The sequence below is a fragment of the Winogradskyella sp. MH6 genome, assembly GCF_022810765.1.
In the GTDB taxonomy this organism is placed as follows: domain Bacteria; phylum Bacteroidota; class Bacteroidia; order Flavobacteriales; family Flavobacteriaceae; genus Winogradskyella.
The window spans coordinates 1,240,961-1,260,020 of record NZ_CP094494.1 but is presented as its reverse complement, the minus strand read 5'-3'; the positions used below and the strand labels follow the sequence as shown (position 1 = coordinate 1,260,020).

General features: G+C 34.4%; 14 protein-coding genes. 12 read left to right on the top strand and 2 right to left on the bottom strand.

Going from position 1 to position 19,060, the window contains the following annotated elements; translation table 11 throughout:
* Positions 1-53: 53 nt before the first annotated feature.
* The 7 genes from MST30_RS05655 to MST30_RS05625 all read left to right on the top strand — a co-directional run bounded on the left by MST30_RS05655 (position 54) and on the right by MST30_RS05625 (position 11,231).
* Positions 54-3,683: a succinate dehydrogenase/fumarate reductase transmembrane subunit gene (locus MST30_RS05655; RefSeq protein ID WP_243473413.1), complete on the top strand. Its 3,630-nt coding sequence runs from the start codon at positions 54-56 to the stop codon at positions 3,681-3,683.
* Entirely contained in the window at positions 3,676-4,086 is a 411-nt protein-coding gene (gene ybeY / locus MST30_RS05650) for an rRNA maturation RNase YbeY (protein ID WP_243473412.1), read from the top strand. Before MST30_RS05655 ends, ybeY begins: the two co-directional genes overlap by 8 nt.
* Before the next feature lie 83 nt (positions 4,087-4,169).
* Entirely contained in the window at positions 4,170-6,041 is a 1,872-nt protein-coding gene (gene mnmG / locus MST30_RS05645; RefSeq protein WP_243473411.1) for a tRNA uridine-5-carboxymethylaminomethyl(34) synthesis enzyme MnmG, read from the top strand.
* A gap of 102 nt (positions 6,042-6,143) precedes the next feature.
* Positions 6,144-7,016, top strand: coding sequence for a class I SAM-dependent methyltransferase (locus MST30_RS05640; RefSeq protein WP_243473410.1), 873 nt, complete (start codon positions 6,144-6,146; stop codon positions 7,014-7,016).
* 196 nt (positions 7,017-7,212) lie between these two features.
* On the top strand, positions 7,213-7,746 hold the full coding sequence (locus tag MST30_RS05635) for an OmpH/Skp family outer membrane protein (protein ID WP_243473409.1): 534 nt from the start codon (positions 7,213-7,215) through the stop codon (positions 7,744-7,746).
* A gap of 259 nt (positions 7,747-8,005) precedes the next feature.
* A complete protein-coding gene (locus MST30_RS05630) occupies positions 8,006-10,381 on the top strand; it encodes a TonB-dependent receptor (RefSeq protein WP_243473408.1) in 2,376 nt (791 codons plus the stop codon).
* Between the two features lie 4 nt (positions 10,382-10,385).
* Complete coding sequence (locus tag MST30_RS05625) at positions 10,386-11,231, top strand: DUF4249 domain-containing protein (protein WP_243473407.1); 846 nt, start codon at positions 10,386-10,388, stop codon at positions 11,229-11,231.
* 16 nt (positions 11,232-11,247) lie between these two features.
* On the opposite strand, the gene MST30_RS05620 is transcribed toward MST30_RS05625, so the two are convergent.
* Positions 11,248-12,402, bottom strand: a complete 1,155-nt coding sequence (locus MST30_RS05620) for a DNA polymerase III subunit (protein WP_243473406.1) — start codon at positions 12,400-12,402, stop codon at positions 11,248-11,250.
* Positions 12,403-12,488: 86 nt separating this feature from the next.
* Here MST30_RS05620 and MST30_RS05615 point away from each other — a divergent pair, with 86 nt between their 5' ends.
* The 3 genes from MST30_RS05615 (at position 12,489) to MST30_RS05605 (ending at position 16,335) form a co-directional block, all read left to right on the top strand.
* Positions 12,489-13,676 (top strand): phosphoglycerate kinase, encoded by a 1,188-nt coding sequence (locus MST30_RS05615; protein WP_243473405.1) that lies wholly within the window; start codon positions 12,489-12,491, stop codon positions 13,674-13,676.
* A 103-nt stretch (positions 13,677-13,779) separates the two neighbouring features.
* Positions 13,780-15,327: a LysM peptidoglycan-binding domain-containing protein gene (locus tag MST30_RS05610; RefSeq protein ID WP_243473404.1), complete on the top strand. Its 1,548-nt coding sequence runs from the start codon at positions 13,780-13,782 to the stop codon at positions 15,325-15,327.
* A 24-nt stretch (positions 15,328-15,351) separates the two neighbouring features.
* On the top strand, positions 15,352-16,335 hold the full coding sequence (locus MST30_RS05605) for a DUF4837 family protein (protein ID WP_243473403.1): 984 nt from the start codon (positions 15,352-15,354) through the stop codon (positions 16,333-16,335).
* Between the two features lie 53 nt (positions 16,336-16,388).
* Here MST30_RS05605 and MST30_RS05600 read toward each other — a convergent pair whose 3' ends face one another.
* Entirely contained in the window at positions 16,389-16,574 is a 186-nt protein-coding gene (locus MST30_RS05600; protein ID WP_243473402.1) for a Sec-independent protein translocase subunit TatA/TatB, read from the bottom strand.
* A 112-nt stretch (positions 16,575-16,686) separates the two neighbouring features.
* Between MST30_RS05600 and MST30_RS05595 the strand changes: the two genes are divergently transcribed.
* Entirely contained in the window at positions 16,687-17,556 is an 870-nt protein-coding gene (locus MST30_RS05595) for a M23 family metallopeptidase (RefSeq protein WP_243473401.1), read from the top strand.
* Positions 17,556-19,058, top strand: a complete 1,503-nt coding sequence (locus MST30_RS05590) for a GH3 auxin-responsive promoter family protein (protein WP_243473400.1) — start codon at positions 17,556-17,558, stop codon at positions 19,056-19,058. Before MST30_RS05595 ends, MST30_RS05590 begins: the two co-directional genes overlap by 1 nt.
* Positions 19,059-19,060 lie beyond the last annotated feature (2 nt).

Here is a 19,060-nt window from a genome sequence, read left to right as displayed (position 1 = left end):
AGGAAATCATCAATTAAAATAAAATTGTAGTTTAGTAAGTTAGAATAGTATTGATGAGCAATTTTGAAACCATAAAAAACAAACTACAGCAATTCATTAAAAAATATTACACTAATGAACTGCTAAAAGGCGCAATTTTATTTTTCGCCATTGGTTTGTTATACCTCATTATTACGCTGTTTGTAGAATATGTGTTTTGGCTCAACCCAACAGCAAGAACCATTTTGTTTTGGGTGTTTGTAGCCGTTGAGGTCGCGTTGTTTGTAAAGTTTATTGCCATTCCGTTATCCCATTTATTTAATCTAAGGCAAGGTATTGATTATGAAACCGCTTCAAAATTAATAGGCAATCATTTTCCTGAAGTCAATGATAAACTATTGAATGTACTTCAGCTCAACCAAAGTCCACAGCAATCCGATTTATTATTGGCAAGCATAGAGCAGAAGTCTCAAGAGTTGCAACCCATTCCGTTTAAATCGGCAATCAATTTTAAGACCAACACCAAGTATTTAAAGTATGCGGCTATTCCTGTAGTCATTATTTTGTTGTCTTATATCACAGGAAAGATCGATTGGTTTAGTGATAGTTACGAGCGTGTAGTCAATTACAAAACAGCTTATGAGCCACCAGCACCTTTTCAATTTTTTGTTCTGAATGAAAACTTACAAGCTATTGAAGGTAAGGACTTTAAGTTAAAAGTAAAAACCGCAGGAGATGTCATTCCAGAGAATGCGCAGATTCAATTCAACGGTCAATCGTATTATTTGCAACAGGTTACGCCAGGTGAATTTCAATACACGTTCAATCTTCCGAAAAACAATATAGAATTTAGTTTATCAGCTAACGACGTCAATTCAAAATCGTATGAGTTACAGGTTGTAAACACACCAAACTTGGTCAATTTTGAAATGCTGTTAGACTATCCATCGTACACACAAAAACAAGATGAGGTATTAAAAAGCACAGGTTCTGCGGTTGTTCCAGAAGGGACAAAAGTCACTTGGAAAGCAATGACTAAAGCCACAAATGCGGTTCATATTTATGCCGAAGATACCTTAGCGTTTTTAAAAAATGACAATAACAATTTTGAAGCCACTAAGCGATTATTCAGAAATTATAATTATAGCATTTCAACCAGTAACGAGAATTTAAAGGATTACGAAAATCTGGCTTATAATATTTCTGTGGTTAAGGATTTGCATCCTGAGCTCAACATTAAAATGCAAATCGATTCCTTAGACCAACAAAGTATGTATTTCTATGGTCAGGCGAGTGATGATTTTGGCTTGTCAAAACTGAATTTGGTGTATTATCCAACAGAGGATGAAACTCAGAAAGAGGTAGAGCCGATTAGCGTTTCCAAATCTAATTTTAGTGAGTTTGTGAGTGCGTTTCCAAATCAATTCAATTTAGAAGAAGGAGTCAGCTACCAATTGTATTTTGAGGTTTATGATAACGATGCTATTCACAATTACAAACGCACAAAAAGTAGTGTGTTTAGCTACCGAAAATTAACTAAGGACGAAGAAGAGCAGAAGCAGTTACAAGAGCAGAATGAAACGATAAAGGATATTGGCAAAACGTTTGAAAAATTAGAAGAGCAAGACAAAAAGCTTGAAGAATTTTCTAAAACCCAAAAGGAAAAGCAAGAACTTAATTTCAACGATAAAAAGAAATTTGAAGATTTCTTAAAACGTCAAAAACAGCAAGAGCAGTTGATGAAGAATTTCAACAAAAAGCTACAGGATAATTTAGAAGAATTTCAGGAAGAAAAGAAAGAAGATCAATTTAAAGAAGATTTAAAAGAGCGTCTTAAAGAGAACGAAGAAAAGCTAAAGCAAGATGAAAAGTTGCTTGAAGAATTAGAAAAGCTGAAGGATAAAATCAACAAAGAAGAGTTTACCCAAAAGCTTGAAGAATTAGCCAAACAAAACAAAAACAAAAAACGCAGTATGAAACAACTCTTAGAGTTGACCAAGCGTTTTTATGTAATGAAAAAGGCTGAAAAAATTGCCAATCAGTTAGACGATTTAGCGAAGAAGCAGGAAGCACTTTCCAACAAAGACAAAGAGAACACCAAAGAAAAGCAAGACGAATTAAATAAAGAATTCGAAAAGCTTCAAAAAGATATAGAAGATTTAAAACAAGAGGACAGACGTTTGCAAAAACCGATGAATGTTCCTGTAGATGAGTTTTTAGAAGATGGTGTAAAGTTTGACCAAAAGGAAGCTAAAGAAGCGCTTGAGAAGAAGGAAGAGAAAGAAAGCGAGGGTAAACCTAGCGAAGCACAAGAACAGCAGCAAAACGCTCAGGAAAAGCAGAAAAAAGCTGCTAAAAAGATGAAGCAGATGAGTGAGCAGATGATGCAAATGATGTCAGGTGGTGGCGGAGGTGGAGGCGACCAAGCTTCTGAAGATGCTGATGCTTTGCGTCAAATTCTTGAGAATCTTTTATTGTTTTCTTTCGATCAAGAAGAACTGATGAATACTTTTGAGAGTATTGATATCAACAACAACAAATACGGTAAATACATCATCAGCCAAAGTAATTTAAGAGAGCACTTTGAGCATATTGATGATAGTTTGTTTGCCTTGTCATTACGTCAGCCAAAGATTTCTGAGAAGGTAAATGAGCAAATCACAGAAGTGTATTTCAATATAGATAAAGCACTCGGTCAATTGACTGAAAACCGTTTATATCAAGGAGTGTCTTCTCAGCAATATGTCGTTACAGCGAGTAATGAATTGGCGAGCTTTCTGAGTGATGTTTTAGATAATATGGAGATGCAAATGAATTCCGCTATGGGTTCTGGAGGTGGAGGAGGCCAACAACTTCCAGATATTATTATGAGTCAAGAAGAGCTCAATAAGCAAATGGAAGAAGGAGTAAAAAAGAACGAGCAAGGAAAACAGGGTGAAGAAGGGCAAAAAGGCGAAGGTGAAAAGCCAGGACAAGAAGGTAGCGAAGGCAAAGAAGGAGAGGGAAAACAACAAGGAGAACAAGGCCAACAAGGTGAGCAAGGACAGAGTGGTAATCAAGGTCAAAGTGGGCAAAGTGGTGAGAATGGACAGTCTGGAGAACAACAAGGCAAAGGTGGAGAGAACGGCAAGAATGGCCAACAGAATGGAGAGGGTAATAAAGAAGGTGGTGAAGGTCAAAAAGGAAAATACGGCAAAGGTGAAAATGGAAAGGGTGGAAAAAACGGAAATGGTTCTAATGGTGATGGTAATGGTGAAGAACAAAATGATGGTTATGGTGAAGGTGGAAGAGAAGAACAAAATGAAGAATTATTTAAAATATATCAGCAACAACAACAATTACGTCAGGCACTAGAAGACCGTTTATCTAAAGAGGGAAAGATTGAATCTGCTGGAGAGTTGATAAAGCAAATGGAAGATATAGAGTTGGATTTATTGAACTACGGTTTCACAAATCAAACGCTTCAAAAGATGATGGACGTACAACATCAATTATTAAAATTAGAAAATGCCACCTTTATGCAAGGTCAGGATACGAAGCGTGAATCTGAAACCAATAAGAAGGATTTCAATAATAATAATCCCAGTCAAATCCCAACCGCAAAACAATACTTTAACACTACTGAAATATTAAACAGACAAGCACTACCTTTGCAGAATCATTTTAAGAAAAAGATTCAAGAATATTTCAAAAGCAATGATTAGTTTTAATTACGAAACCGATTTTAAATTAGAGAATGAAACCAAGATTTCCGAGTGGATTTCTAAAGCCATCAATTCAGAAAATTGTAAAGAAGGAGAATTGAGTTACATCTTTTGTTCTGATGATTATTTGCATAAAATCAATGTCGATTTTTTAAATCACGACACGTTAACAGACATTATCAGCTTTGATTATTCAGTAGGAAAAGAACTACACGGGGATATTTACATTTCTGTAGAACGCGTAGAAGATAATGCTAAAGATTTTGATGTTTCTTTTGAAGATGAATTAGCTCGCGTTATGATTCACGGCATTCTACATTACTGTGGATATAAAGACAAGAGTGATGAAGATGCTAAGTTGATGCGTACTAAAGAAGACTACTATTTGAGTACGCGTTCTTAGTCTTGTGTTTTCGATGTATCTTTGCACGTTTAATTTTAATGAAATTCTAATTGTTCCACGTGGAACATTAAAAATATTCAACAATGTTTAATGAAGTTTACGATGTGATTGTAGTTGGTGCAGGTCACGCAGGAAGTGAAGCTGCTGCTGCTGCTGCCAATATGGGAAGTAAGACGTTGTTAATTACAATGAATCTTCAAAATATAGCACAGATGTCTTGTAATCCTGCTATGGGTGGAATTGCAAAAGGACAAATTGTGCGAGAAATTGATGCGCTTGGTGGTTATAGTGGAATTGTATCCGATACCTCTGCAATTCAATTCAAGATGCTTAACAAGTCTAAAGGGCCTGCAATGTGGAGTCCTAGAGTGCAATCCGACAGAATGCGTTTTGCTGAAGATTGGAGGTTGTTGTTAGAGCAAACACCAAATCTCGATTTTTATCAAGAAATGGTGTCTGGTTTAATTATAGAAAACCACAAAATAGTTGGTGTAAAAACTTCTCTAGGAATTGAAGTAAAAGCCAAAACTGTTGTGCTTACAAATGGTACTTTTTTAAATGGTTTAATTCATATCGGAGATAAAAACTTTGGTGGAGGTAGAGCAGGAGAAAGAGCTGCTACAGGAATCACAGAAGACCTTATTAAACTTGGTTTCGATTCCGGTAGAATGAAAACAGGAACACCACCAAGGGTAGATGGCAGGTCATTAGATTATTCTAAAATGATTGAACAACCTGGTGATGAAAATCCAGAGAAGTTTTCATATTTAGATGTTACAAAACCTTTGGCTGAACAACGCTCTTGTCATATGACCTACACAAGTCCTGAAGTGCACGATTTACTTCGTGAAGGGTTTGATAGGTCACCAATGTTTAATGGTAGAATTAAAAGTGTTGGACCTCGTTATTGTCCATCAATAGAAGATAAGATTAATCGATTTGCAGATAAGGACAGACATCAATTGTTTGTCGAGCCAGAAGGATGGAATACAGTTGAAGTTTATGTGAATGGCTTCTCAACATCCTTACCAGAAGATGTTCAGTTTAATGCTTTGCGTTCCGTAGCTGGTTTTGAAAATGTGAAGTTTTTTAGGCCTGGTTATGCTATAGAATACGATTATTTTCCACCTACACAGTTAAAGCATACTCTGGAAACAAAGTTGGTTGACGGATTATTCTTTGCTGGTCAGATTAACGGAACAACAGGTTATGAAGAAGCAGCATCTCAAGGATTAATGGCAGGTATAAATGCGAGCTTAAAAGTACAAGAACGCGATCCATTTACCTTGAAAAGAGACGAAGCTTATATCGGTGTTTTAATAGACGATTTAATTACAAAAGGTACAGAAGAGCCATACAGAATGTTTACGTCTCGAGCAGAATATAGAACGCTTTTAAGACAAGATAATGCAGATTTTAGATTAACACCAAAAGGTTACGAACTTGGTTTAGCTTCCGAAAAGCGATTAAAACGAATGGAAGAGAAGCAATCTAAAGCTTCAAATTTTGTTCAGTTTTTTAAAGATACTAGTGTAACACCAGATGAAATAAATCCGATTTTGGAATCAAAAGATTCTGCAAAAGTGAAGCAACAAGACAAGATGTTTAAGTTGTATGCGCGACCAAATATAACTATTGAAGATATGCGAAAAGTAGCTTCTGTAGATGCTTATATTTCTGAGAACAATTTGGATTCTGAGATTATAGAGCAAACCGAAATCCAAGTAAAGTATGCTGGTTATATAGAAAAGGAAAAGAATAATGCTGATAAGCTAAACCGTCTTGAAAACGTAAAAATCCCATCGAACTTCGATTACTCAAAACTGAAATCTATGAGTATGGAAGCAAGGCAAAAGTTAACCGAAATTCAGCCAGTAACCATTTCACAAGCGTCACGAATTAGCGGAGTATCACCTAATGATATTTCAGTTTTATTGGTGTATTTAGGCAGGTAAAATTCCTGCTAAAAAAGTAGTCTCAAAAATTAAAAATATATATGTTCCACGTGGAACGTTATTAATAATTTGTCATTCTGGACTTGTTTCAGAATCTATTTAATGAATATCAAACCAACATATCTAACCGTAAAAGACCATTCCGTTTCAGGAGAAGAATTTCAATTATTGCATAATGAAGCATTGGATATGTTAGAAACATTTCCGCAACCTCAAGACGAAAAACTTTCAGAATATTACAAAAGCGAAGACTACATTTCACACACAGATGCCAAGCGAAATCTGTTTGAAAAAGTATATCATTTAGTCAGAACGATCTCTTTAAAGCGAAAATTGAAGTTGATTAATTCTTTTCAATCTGAAGAAAAAACACTTTTAGATATTGGATGTGGTACAGGAGATTTTTTAGAAACCGCAAAAAAAAATAAATGGAATGTTGTTGGAGTAGAGCCTGATGAAAAGGCTAGAAAAATTGCAAATTCTAAAACCAATGATTCAGTTTTCGATATTCAACATTTAGAAACTTTACAAGAAAATAGTTTCGATGTGATTACGCTTTGGCATGTTTTAGAACATTTACCAAATTTAGAAATGCATATTAAACTTTTTAAACATTTATTAAAACCGAACGGAACATTGGTAATAGCAGTGCCAAACTTTAAAAGTTACGATGCGCAACATTATAAAAACTTTTGGGCTGCTTTTGATGTACCGAGACACCTTTGGCATTTTTCAAAAACGGCAATTGAAAAATTGTTTCACGAGGAACAATTAAAATTGGTAAAAATCTTACCAATGAAATTTGATGCTTATTATGTGAGCTTACTTTCAGAAAAATACAAATCTGGTTTTATGAATCCCATTAAAGCATTTTGGATTGGATGGCGCTCAAATCTCAAAGGAAAGCGCACTAAGGAGTATTCTTCTCATATTTATGTCTTAAAAAGTAGTATTTCTTTAAATAAAAACCCTTAATAAGGTTTTGTGCCGCTAAACACTAAATGACAAGCAAGAAAATAAAAAGTCTCTTAGAGCGCTTTATTTAGGCTTGTTTTCAATAGGTTTTGATAATCCTAATTAAAATAAATTATAGAATTTATCAATATTAAAAAATTAAAGAAAATCACACACTAACTTTTATACATTTGCAAAAAATAAAATAGAAATTATAATGAAGAAAATAATAGTTGCCCTAACGACATTATTTGCGTTTTCATCTTGTCAAGAACAAGACAAAATAGCTTTTGTAGATAATGCCAAGGTTGTAAAAGAATTTAACAAGAAAAAAGATTTTGAGGCCAAGTTTCAAACTAAAATAGATGCTTTTAATAAGAAAGCAGACAGTTTAGATAAAGCTATTCAAATTGAAGCTCAAGATTTTCAAGCTAGGGCTCAAAAAATGAATCAATCTAAAGCAGAGCAAGAGTATCAGGCTTTACGTCAGAAAAAGCAAATGCAAGACTACCAATTAGGGAATGAAGAAAAAATGCTTCAAGTTGAAGGACAAAAAGAAATAGATACTTTAGTTAAACAAGTAAAAGCTTTTGTAAAGGATTACGGTAAAAAGAATGGATACACATTTATTCTTGGTGCTAACGAAGCGGGTAGTGTAATGTATGGTTCAGAAGATAATGACATAACTGATGCTGTGATTAAGGCTCTTAATGGAGACACAAAAACAGAAGAAAGTAAAGCAAAAGAATAATTCTTTGCAATACCAATGAAATTTAAAGCCAGATGTCTACTGTATCATCTGGCTTTTTTTGTAATACACTGTTTGTTAGGTCATTAAAGTAATAAAATTTCATTAAAAAGATGTAACAATTCACACCACATAAGCGTCTCCATAGCGTAATTCGCAAATATTTGGAATTTATTAGCGTTAACAAAGACATAAAGTAAAAGTCAATTTTTATACCATTTCAAACCTTAATTTTATCAATCAAAAAAAAGAACAATCACTAATGAAACATTTATGTTTAGTCATTTTCCTATTTACGGGCTTTTTGTGTCAGGCACAAGAACAATACAGTATAAGCGGAACCATTAAAGACCTTAATAATGGTGAAACGCTTTTGGGCGCAACCGTTTACTTAAAAGACACCAATTATGGCGCAACTACAAACGAATACGGTTTTTTCTCTCTAACAGCTCCAGAAGGTACTTATACTTTGGTTATTTCTTACGTGGGTTTTACTTCTATAAAACAAGAAATAACCTTAAACAAAGATCAAAAACTAAATTTTGAACTCGAAGAATCCACAACATCACTTGATGAAATTGTCATCGTCGCAGAAGAATCTGAAGTTGTAAGCATCAGAAAACCGCAGATGAGTGTTTCTAAGCTCAATTCGCAAACAATAAAAGAAATACCTGCGGTTTTAGGCGAGGTAGATGTTGTTAAATCCATTCAGTTACTACCTGGAGTTACTAACAATGGCGAAGGTTCTGCTGGTTTTCATGTTAGAGGAGGAGCTGCAGACCAAAACTTGGTGCTTTTGGATGAAGCTATAATTTATAACACATCACATTTCTTTGGGTTTTTCTCAGTATTCAATGCAGATGCTATTAAAAACATTAAGTTGTATAAAGGAGATATTCCGGCAAAATATGGAGGTAGAGTGTCTTCTGTGCTCGATGTTAGACAAAAAGATGGTAACAGTAAGCAATTTGGATTGACTGGTGGTGTTGGTTTAATTTCAAGTAGATTGACTGCAGAATCACCAATTTTTAATGATAAGGGTTCTTTTTTAATAGCTGGTAGAGCCTCTTATGCACATTTGTTTATGCCGCTTATTGAAGATGTTAAAGACGATAAAATTTCTTTTTACGATCTTAACCTGAAGACCAATTACGAAATCAATAAAAATAACCGTTTGTATTTGTCAGGTTATTTTGGTCGAGATATTTTCAACCTATCTAAAATAATAGAAAACAACTACGGAAATGCGACAGGAAACTTACGCTGGAACCATGTGTTTAACGACAAGTTATTTTCCAATCTATCTTTCATCTACAGCAAATACGATTATCGAATTTTACTAGATTTTATTGAATTAGATTGGAATGCAGACATTACCAATTTCAATGTAAAATATGATTTAGGCTACTACGTAAACAATGATCTTACGCTAGATTTTGGAATTAGCGGTTTAACTTATAACCTTAATCCTGGTGAAGTAAGACCATCTTCTGAAACATCTGCAATTAACTATTTAAAGTTAGACGAAAAGCGGGCTTTTGAAGGAGCAGCTTACATAAGTGCAGAGCATCAAATTTCTGAAAAACTAGCTTTCAATTATGGTTTGCGTTACAGTGCATTTTCAAGATTGGGTGGGCAAAGCATGACGACATATGTCAACAACCAACCTGTAATTTATAATAGCGATTTAGGCATTTACGAGCGTGGAGAAGCAGAAAGCGAAACCTATTACAACAAAAGCGAAAGCATCAAAACCTTTGGAAATTTTGAACCAAGATTAGGCGTTTCTTATCAGCTTAATGAAGCCTCTTCAATAAAGGCTAGTTATACCAAATCCACACAATATTTGCATCTTTTGTCTAATACATCTTCGGTAACACCTTTAGATGTTTGGACACCAAGTGGACAGTATATAAAGCCTCAAATATCCAATCAATTTGCTTTAGGATATTACAGAAATCTTAAGGACAATGAATATACTTTAGAGCTCGAAACCTATTATAAAACAGTCGATAATCGTATAGATTACATTGATGGTTCAGATTTAATAGGAAATAACAATATTGAAACCGAAATATTAAACGGAGAAGCTAGAGCTTATGGTTTAGAGGTTTTATTTCGAAAAAACAAAGGTAATTTTACAGGTTGGTTAGCATATACCTTATCAAAGTCCGAGCAACGTGCTTTAGGAGGAAATGCTGGCGGACCAGGAATCAATAATGGCGATTGGTACAATACACCTTACGACCGCACACACGATATTTCCTTAACAGGATCTTACAAACTCAATGATAAGTGGAGGTTTGGTTCAAATTTTGTGTTCCAAACGGGTCGTCCTGTAACGTATCCTAACGGACAATATACTTACGAAGGCTTGTCTATTGCAACATATTCTAACCGAAACGAAGACCGATTGCCAGCATATCACAGATTAGATGTTTCGGCAACGTATTCGCCAAACAAAGACAATGACAAACGATGGAAAGGCGAGTGGGTTTTTGGTATTTATAACTTGTATAATCGAAGAAATGCTGCTTCGATAAGTTTCAACCAAAACAATCAAACAGGATTAAACGAAGCCACTCGAATTTCAATTTTCGGAATCATTCCTTCGGTAACCTATAACTTTAAATTTTAGCATCATGAAAAACTATATAAAAAGCTTACTAGTAATTGCATTAATTGTTTTCTCATCATGCGAAGATGTCATCGATGTTGATGTAAATAATGCCGAACCACGTTTGGTGATAGAAGCATCTTTAGATTGGGAAAAAGGAACAGCTGGCAATGCACAAACCATAAAATTGAGCATGTCATCTCCATATTTTAGTACAGAGGAAGACACTAGCGTTAGCGGAGCAACGGTTACAGTTACTAATACAAATACTGGTGCCATATTCAATTTTGTGGATGAAAATGATGGTAATTATACTATAGATAATTTTGTTCCAGTTATTGGAGACACCTACCGTTTAGACGTTAGCTATAATGGTGAAAATTATGAAGCTACCGAAACGTTAATGTCAGTTTCAGATATCAATAGTATTACGCAAAGTATTGAAGGAGGTTTTGATGATGAATTACTAGAAGTGAATGTCTATTTTGATGATCCTGTAGATGAAGAAAACTACTACCTTATTCGTTATTACGAAGACGGAGATTTGTTCCCCTATTTTGAAGATATTTCAGACGAATTTGTGAATGGCAATGAAATTCATGACTTTTTTGAAAAGGATGATGATGAAGATAATGGTGAAGCTGCGTTTCAACCTGGAGATGTGGTAGATATTGAACTTTATGGTATTTCTGAACAGTACTACAACTACATGAGGTTGTTGATAGAACAGTATTACAGTGGTGGTGATCCGTTTTCATCTAATTCTGCTTTAATTAGAGGAAATTGTATTAATCCTACCAACCCAGAACAATATGCTTTTGGCTATTTTAGGTTAACGCAAGTCAATGTAACGTCCTATACTTTTGAATAAAAAATAAAGCCAGCAATTAGCTGGCTTTTTTATGTAGTAAACGTGTAAGTTTTATACTTAAATCGGTTAGGATAATCTTAGAATTCCCATTCCTTTCAATATGATAAATAGCATCTTGAAGTTCATCACTAATTTCCAAAATGTTATTGCCATGCACAAAAGGAGCAAAATTTTCAAGCTTAAAACCTTCGGATTTTGGTTCTAAATACACCAAAGAATCAGCTTTGTAATTCATAAGCATGGCTTGTCTAAAATAATTGAGACAAAATGCTAAAAACTTCTTTTGTGTTTCTCTTCCAGTTTTTGCAATTTCTTCGCTCCAAGAAATTAAATCGTGAATAGCCGCTTTGTTTCCTCTGGCTTTAAAAGCCGAACGTACCCAAAGAATAAACCATTTTTCAAACTGAATATCTTCACTATCTTGATAAATAAGATCGCAAGCCTTGTTGTAATTGCCATTAGCTTGATGCGCAATTTTAGTGGCAACCGCATTTTCAATATGATAGTTTCTCACTAAAGCTTCAGTAATTGCTTCTTCAGCTAGAGGAGGAAATGTTAGTATTTGACAACGCGAACGAATGGTATTTATAATTTGCTCTTCGTCTTCTGCAATGAGAATGAAAATGGTTTTTTCAGGTGGTTCCTCAATAAGTTTTAAAAGCTTATTGGCAGCAGCAGTATTCATTTTTTCTGCCATCCAAATTAGCATCACTTTGTAACCGCCTTCATAAGATTTTAGTGAAAGGGACTTTACAATTTCAAAAGCTTCATCAACACCAATTTGCCCTTGCTTGTTGTCCACACCCAATAATTTGTACCAATCAAAAAGGTTGCCGTAAGGTTGCTGGTCTAACAGTTGTCTCCATTCTTCGAGATAAAAATTAGAAACAGGTTTACTTTTTACTTTATCACTTGTGGTAACAGGAAAGGCGAAGTGCAAATCGGGATGCGATACGTTCTTGAATTTTAGATTACAAGATTCATTTCCACCAGTGTTTTCACCACCAGTGTTGCTACACAAAATGTATTGTGCATAAGCTATGGCCATAGGTAAAGTACCAGAACCTTCTGGTCCAACAAAAAGTTGCGCGTGTGCAATTCTACCTTGATCAACACTTGTTGTAAGGTGATTTTTAATGTGTTCTTGCCCTAAAACTTCAGAAAATAACATAAAGCAAAACTATGTAATTTTTTTATGCTTTCTAATCTTTATATTTGTTATTCAAAACAGAGAAAGATATTCCTTATTTAAAACAGATGAAGACACTAAACGATTTTAATTTCAAAGATAAAAAAGCATTAATCCGCGTAGATTTTAATGTGCCTCTAAATGATAAATTTGAAGTGACTGACGACACTAGAATTATTTCTGCAAAACCAACGATTATAAAAATCTTAGAAGATGGAGGAAGCTGTGTTTTAATGTCGCATTTAGGACGACCAAAGGGAGTACAAGAAGAGTTTTCTTTAAAGCATATTATTCCAAAAATTGAAGATATTTTAGGGGTTGAAGTAAAATTTGCAAGCAACTGTGTTGGTGAAGAAGCAGAAGAAAAGGCAAATGCTTTACAACCAGGCGAAATTTTATTGCTCGAAAACTTGCGTTTTCATGACGAGGAAACAAAAGGTGATAAAGACTTTGCAAAACAACTATCTAAGCTAGGAGATATTTATGTAAATGATGCTTTTGGTACAGCACATAGAGCTCATGCTTCTACAACTATTGTTGCAGAATTTTTTCCTGATGCTAAATGCTTCGGAAGCTTATTGGCCAAAGAGATAGAGAGCATCAAAAAAGTATTAGAAGATGGTGAAAAGCCTGTGTTAGCAGTACTTGGTGGCGCTAAAGTATCTTCAAAAATCACGGTTATAGAAAATATTTTAGATAAAGTAGATCACCTTATTATTGGTGGAGGAATGACATTTACATTCATTAAAGCTAAAGGAGGATCTATTGGAGATTCTATCTGCGAAGATGATAAAATGGAATTAGCTTTAGATATTTTAAAACAAGCTGAGGCTAAAGGAGTACAAGTTCACTTACCTGTGGATGTTATTGCTGCAGATGCTTTTAGCAACGATGCCAATACACAACACGTAGATGTTTATCATATTCCTGATGGATGGCAAGGTTTGGATGCTGGTCCAAAATCTTTAGAGATTTTTGACGACGTAGTTAATAAATGTAACACCATTTTATGGAACGGTCCATTAGGCGTTTTTGAAATGGAAACTTTTTCTAAAGGCACTATAGCGCTTGGAAATTCTATTGCTAACGCTACTAAAAATGGAGCTTTTTCTTTAGTTGGAGGAGGAGATTCTGTAGCTGCTGTAAAAGAGTTTGGTTTTGAAGATAAAGTAAGTTACGTAAGTACAGGTGGTGGTGCTATGCTAGAAAGCTTAGAAGGGAAAACGCTTCCTGGAATTGCTGCGATTTTAGACTAATTAGTTCTTAAAAAATAGAGACTCAATTCTTTAAATTGAGTATAACTCACAAAAAATACTATTTTTAGACCTACTAACGTTACGTATAGTAGGTTTTTTATATATGCATTACAAGTTCAATACCCTAATAATAGTCTGTAGTTTGGTAACCCTTGGGTTTTCACAAACAAAAACAGACACAATTTCGTCAACTATAAAAGTTGGAGATACGCTTATTGATGGTAAAACTACCACTCTAGGAAAAGAGATTCCTGCTGAAAAGGATACTTTAAATATCAAAAACCTCAAAGATCATCCTGAAGCCGCCGAATTAGACCAAAAATGGTTAGAAGAATTATACAGTAACTCATTGTATGATACAATCTACAAATCCGTCACAGAATTAACTTATGAGCCTGTTGATTATCCTGAATTGTCTACTGATACTTTAAAAGCAAGATTAGCACGTCTTAATGCTAAAACACCTTTCAATATAGAATATAATCCTTCATTAGAAAGTGTTATAAAGCGTTACTTAAAACATAGAAGGACCTCTCTAGAGCGTTTAATGGGTTTGAGCCATTTTTATTTTCCGATGTTTGAGGCTGAATTTGATAATTACAATATTCCGCTGGAAATGAAGTATTTGTCTATTGTGGAGTCTGCATTAAAGCCAAAGGCCAGATCTAGAGTGGGAGCTACAGGTTTGTGGCAGTTTATGTTTACTACCGGAAAAGAGTACAATCTCGATGTAAGCAGTTATGTAGACGAGCGTAGTGATCCTATAAGTTCTACCTCTGCGGCTGCTAAATATTTATCAAGATTATATAAAATCTTTGGAGATTGGGACTTAGCGTTGGCTGCATATAATTCTGGTCCAGGAAACGTAAATAAAGCCATAAGACGTTCTGGAGGGTATAAAAACTATTGGAATATAAGACCAAATCTTCCACGAGAAACCGCAGGTTATGTGCCAGCATTTTTGGCAACCATGTATATTTTTGAATATGCTGAAGAACATGGTTTTAAACCAGAAAGACCACCATTTCAATTAATTCAAACCGACACAATACATGTAAAGCAAATGATTACCTTAGACCAGGTGGCTGAAACAACAGGTGTTAATATTGAAGAGCTTCAGTTTTTAAATCCATCGTACAAATTAGATATTATACCTAAAATCGAAGGAAAAACTTATGCTTTGCGTTTGCCAAGAGAAGCTGTCGGAATTTTTACATCTAATGAAGATAAAATTTATGCGTTTGCTAAAGCAGAATTTGACAAACGAGAGAAACCATTGCCAGAGCTCGTAAAAGTAGATACAAAAATAAGGTACAAAGTACGAAGTGGTGATTATTTGGGTAAAATTGCAAGACGTTACGGAGTTAGAGTAAGCCAGATAAAACGATGGAATGGACTAAGAAGTAACAATCTTAAAATAGGGCAACGCTTAACGATTTACCCAAGAAAACCAGTTACTAATTCTAAGCCGTCAACACCGAAAACAACGGTGAGTTCAAGTGGTAGAAAAACGTATAAAGTAAAATCTGGTGACTCACTTTGGAGCATCGCTCAAAAATTTTCTGGAGTTTCTGTTCAAAATCTTAAAGATTGGAACGATATTAGTGGTAATAAACTCAAAACAGGAATGACACTCATTGTGTCTGAGTAATAAACCAACAAAAAACACTAATTTATGAGAACGCTATATGCATTTTTATTCTGCTTGTTGCTCACAGCTTGTGGAGATAAAAAGGAAGGAGATAATAAACGATATCTTCCTGAATCTAATGGAAATCTTAATAGTATTTCTGTTGTAATAGACAATGATTTATGGGAAGGAAGTGTCGGAGAAAATATTAGAAAAATCTTTGCCGCTTCAATTTATGGTTTGCCTGTAGATGAACCAATGTTTAAGTTGCGCCAAATACCACCACAAGTATTTGACGGATTTGCTACGCGAAGTAGAATAATTCTTAAAATTGAAAAAGGGGACAATATAGAACCGACTACTAAAATAGCAAATGAAGCTTTTGCCAAACCGCAAACAATCGCTGTAGTTGGTGGTAAAACTAATGACGAAATAATCTACCAACTTACAGAAACCAAGGATAAAATTATTGACGCTTTTAATAAGGAAGAGGTTAAAGAAAAACAAAGACGCATTAAGTTAGATTTGTTAGATGTAAGCGCTATAGAGAAGAAAATGGGCTTTACAGTAAATATCCCTTCTGCATATAGAATTGCTAAAGCAGATGACGATTTCTTCTGGATTAGAAAAAACTTAAGCAATTCTAAGACTATTGAAGTAATGTTTTATGAGGTTCCGTTAGAAACCATTTCTCAAGGTGATAGTACTGTAGTGGATATTGTAAAAATGCGAGACCATATTACTAAAACAAAAATACCTGGAGAAGATGGTATTTATATGGCTGTAGACGATGCCTATGCACCCGGAATGTTTGATGCTATTGTAGATAATAAACCCGCTTATGAAGTAAGAGGTATATGGGAAATGAGAGGATTTACTATGGCTGGACCATTTATAACCTATGCCATTGAAGATAAAGTTAACAAACGCTATCTTATAGCAGATGGCTATGTTTATGCACCATCGTTAAGAAAAGCTGAATATGTCTTTGAGCTAGAATCGATTATAAAATCCATCAAAATCAAATAATTAAAAAAGCCAACTTTAAAGTTGGCTTTTTTAATGTTTCAAAAATAAAACGTTTATTCTTTTTCTTTCTTGTCAGAAGTCTCGTCTTTACTTGCGTCTTTAAATTCTTTGATGCCGCTTCCCAAACCTCTCATTAACTCAGGGATTTTTTTACCACCAAATAAAAGTAATATGGCCACAACAATTAATACTATTTGCCAAGGCCCAAAAGTTCCTAAAAATATACTACTAGAAATCATAACTTTAAAATTAGACTGCAAAGTTAATAATTAAACTTTAATAATAGCGTTGTTGTTTTAACTTTAGCAACTATTAACATGAGGTGTCAGTATTTTATTTAATTTTGTTTTAATGGCAAAAAAGAAAAAAAAAGAAAAAAAGTTCGCTAAAAAACTACTTCATAAGTATCGCCTTGTTATACTAAATGAAGACACTTTTGAAGAACGTTTTGCAATAAAGCTAACGCGTCTCAATGTGTTTGTACTAACATCGTTATCTGCCATTTTTTTGGTGTTTTTTACTATACTTTTAATAGCATTTACACCTTTAAGGGAATATATACCAGGTTATTCTTCGGCAAAGCTCAAAAAAGAAGCCTCTATGCTTAACTATAAAACAGATTCTTTAGTTCAAGAATTAGAATTGAATAAACGGTATTATGCTTCAATAAGAAAGGTGCTTACAGGAGATGTTTCAACATTAGACTTTAATAGAGATTCTGTAATAGAAGCTGCAAAAAATGATCCAGAAATTCTACAAACAACGACTAATAAGCAAGATTCGCTACTTAGGGAAAAAGTAGAAAAAGAAGATAAATATAACCTTTTTGAGGAGTCATCAGGGCAAAATAATTTTGTTCTTTTTCCGCCAGTAAATGGTGTAATTTCAGAAGGTTATAATATAGAAGACAAACACTATGCAGTAGATGTTGTGGTGGCAACTAATACGCCTGTAAAAGCCACAGCAGACGGAACAGTAATCTTTGCAGAATGGACAGTAGAAACGGGTTATGTAGTCATCATAGAGCATAACCAAGAACTAATATCTGTATACAAGCATAATGCAGCCATAACAAAGTCGCAAGGAGATTTGGTTAAGGCAGGAGAAGTTATAGCTATGTCTGGTAATACAGGCGAATTAAGCACAGGACCACACCTTCATTTCGAATTATGGAGTAAAGGTTATCCTGTAAATCCAACTAATTTTATTGATTTTCAGTAATGCCATCGGTTAAAGCAGCACTTTCAAAACTCTTTGCAAAACTCATAGCAAAGCGCATCAACAAATGGGCATCTCATCCAATTGAGACTCAAGATAAAGTATTTCAAAATTTAATAAAGAATGCTAAAAACACGGTTTTTGGCAAAGATCATGAATTTAGCACAATTACATCTTATAACGATTTTAAGAACAAGGTTCCGGTAAGAGATTATGAAGCTTTAAGACCTTATGTAGAACGCGTTGTAAAAGGTGAAGAAAATATACTTTGGAAAGGCAAGCCTATTTATTTTGCCAAAACCTCTGGAACAACCTCAGGTGCTAAATACATTCCAATTACCAAAGAAAGTATGCCCACACATGTTGAGGCGGCTAGAAATGCTATTTTGCTTTATATTAACGAAACTGGTAACGCAAAATTTGTAGATGGTAAAATGATTTTCCTTCAAGGAAGTCCAATTTTAGAAGAAAAAAACGGTATTAAACTAGGGCGGCTTTCAGGCATTGTTGCACACTATGTGCCAAAATATCTTCAAAAAAATAGAATGCCTAGCCTAAAAACCAATTGTATCGAAGATTGGGAAACAAAAGTTAATGCCATTGTAGACGAAACTATCAATGAAGATATGACTGTTATTTCTGGAATACCATCTTGGGTTCAGATGTATTTTGAAAAGTTGATAGAAACGAAAGGACAGAAAGTAGGTGAAATATTTAAAAACTTTAATCTGTTTATTTTTGGAGGAGTTAATTACGAACCATACAGAGCGAAATTTGAAAATTTAATAGGTCGTAAGGTTGATAGTATAGAGCTGTATCCTGCAAGCGAAGGTTTTTTTGCATTTCAAGACAAGCAAAACGAAAAAGGAATGCTATTACAGCTTAACTCAGGTATATTTTACGAATTTATAGAAGCAGAGTACTTTTTTGAAGAAAATCCAGAGCGTATTACCATTAAAGATGTTAAACTAGGCGTTAATTATGTGATGATAATTTCTACAACCGCAGGTCTTTGGGCTTACAATATTGGAGATACGGTAGAGTTCACATCCTTGTCTCCTTATAGAGTCATTGTAAGCGGAAGAATAAAGCATTTTATTTCTGCCTTTGGAGAACATGTTATTGGTAAGGAAGTAGAACAGGCGCTTAAAGAAGCAACAGCAAATACAGATATAACAGTAAACGAGTTTACGGTAGCGCCTCAAATTAACCCTTCAGAAGGTTTGCCTTATCACGAGTGGTTTATAGAGTTTGAAAACGAACCAAACGATGAGTTAAAGCTTGTTCAAAATTTAGAAGCATCACTTCAACAACAAAACAGTTATTATTTTGATTTAATTGACGGAAAAGTTTTAAGATCCTTGGTAATTACTAGAGTTAAAAAAGGTGGTTTTCAGACCTATATGAAGTCCATAGGAAAACTCGGCGGACAGAATAAAATACCAAGACTTTCTAACGATAGAACAATAGTAGATAGGCTAAATGAACTCAAATTAACTAAATAAAA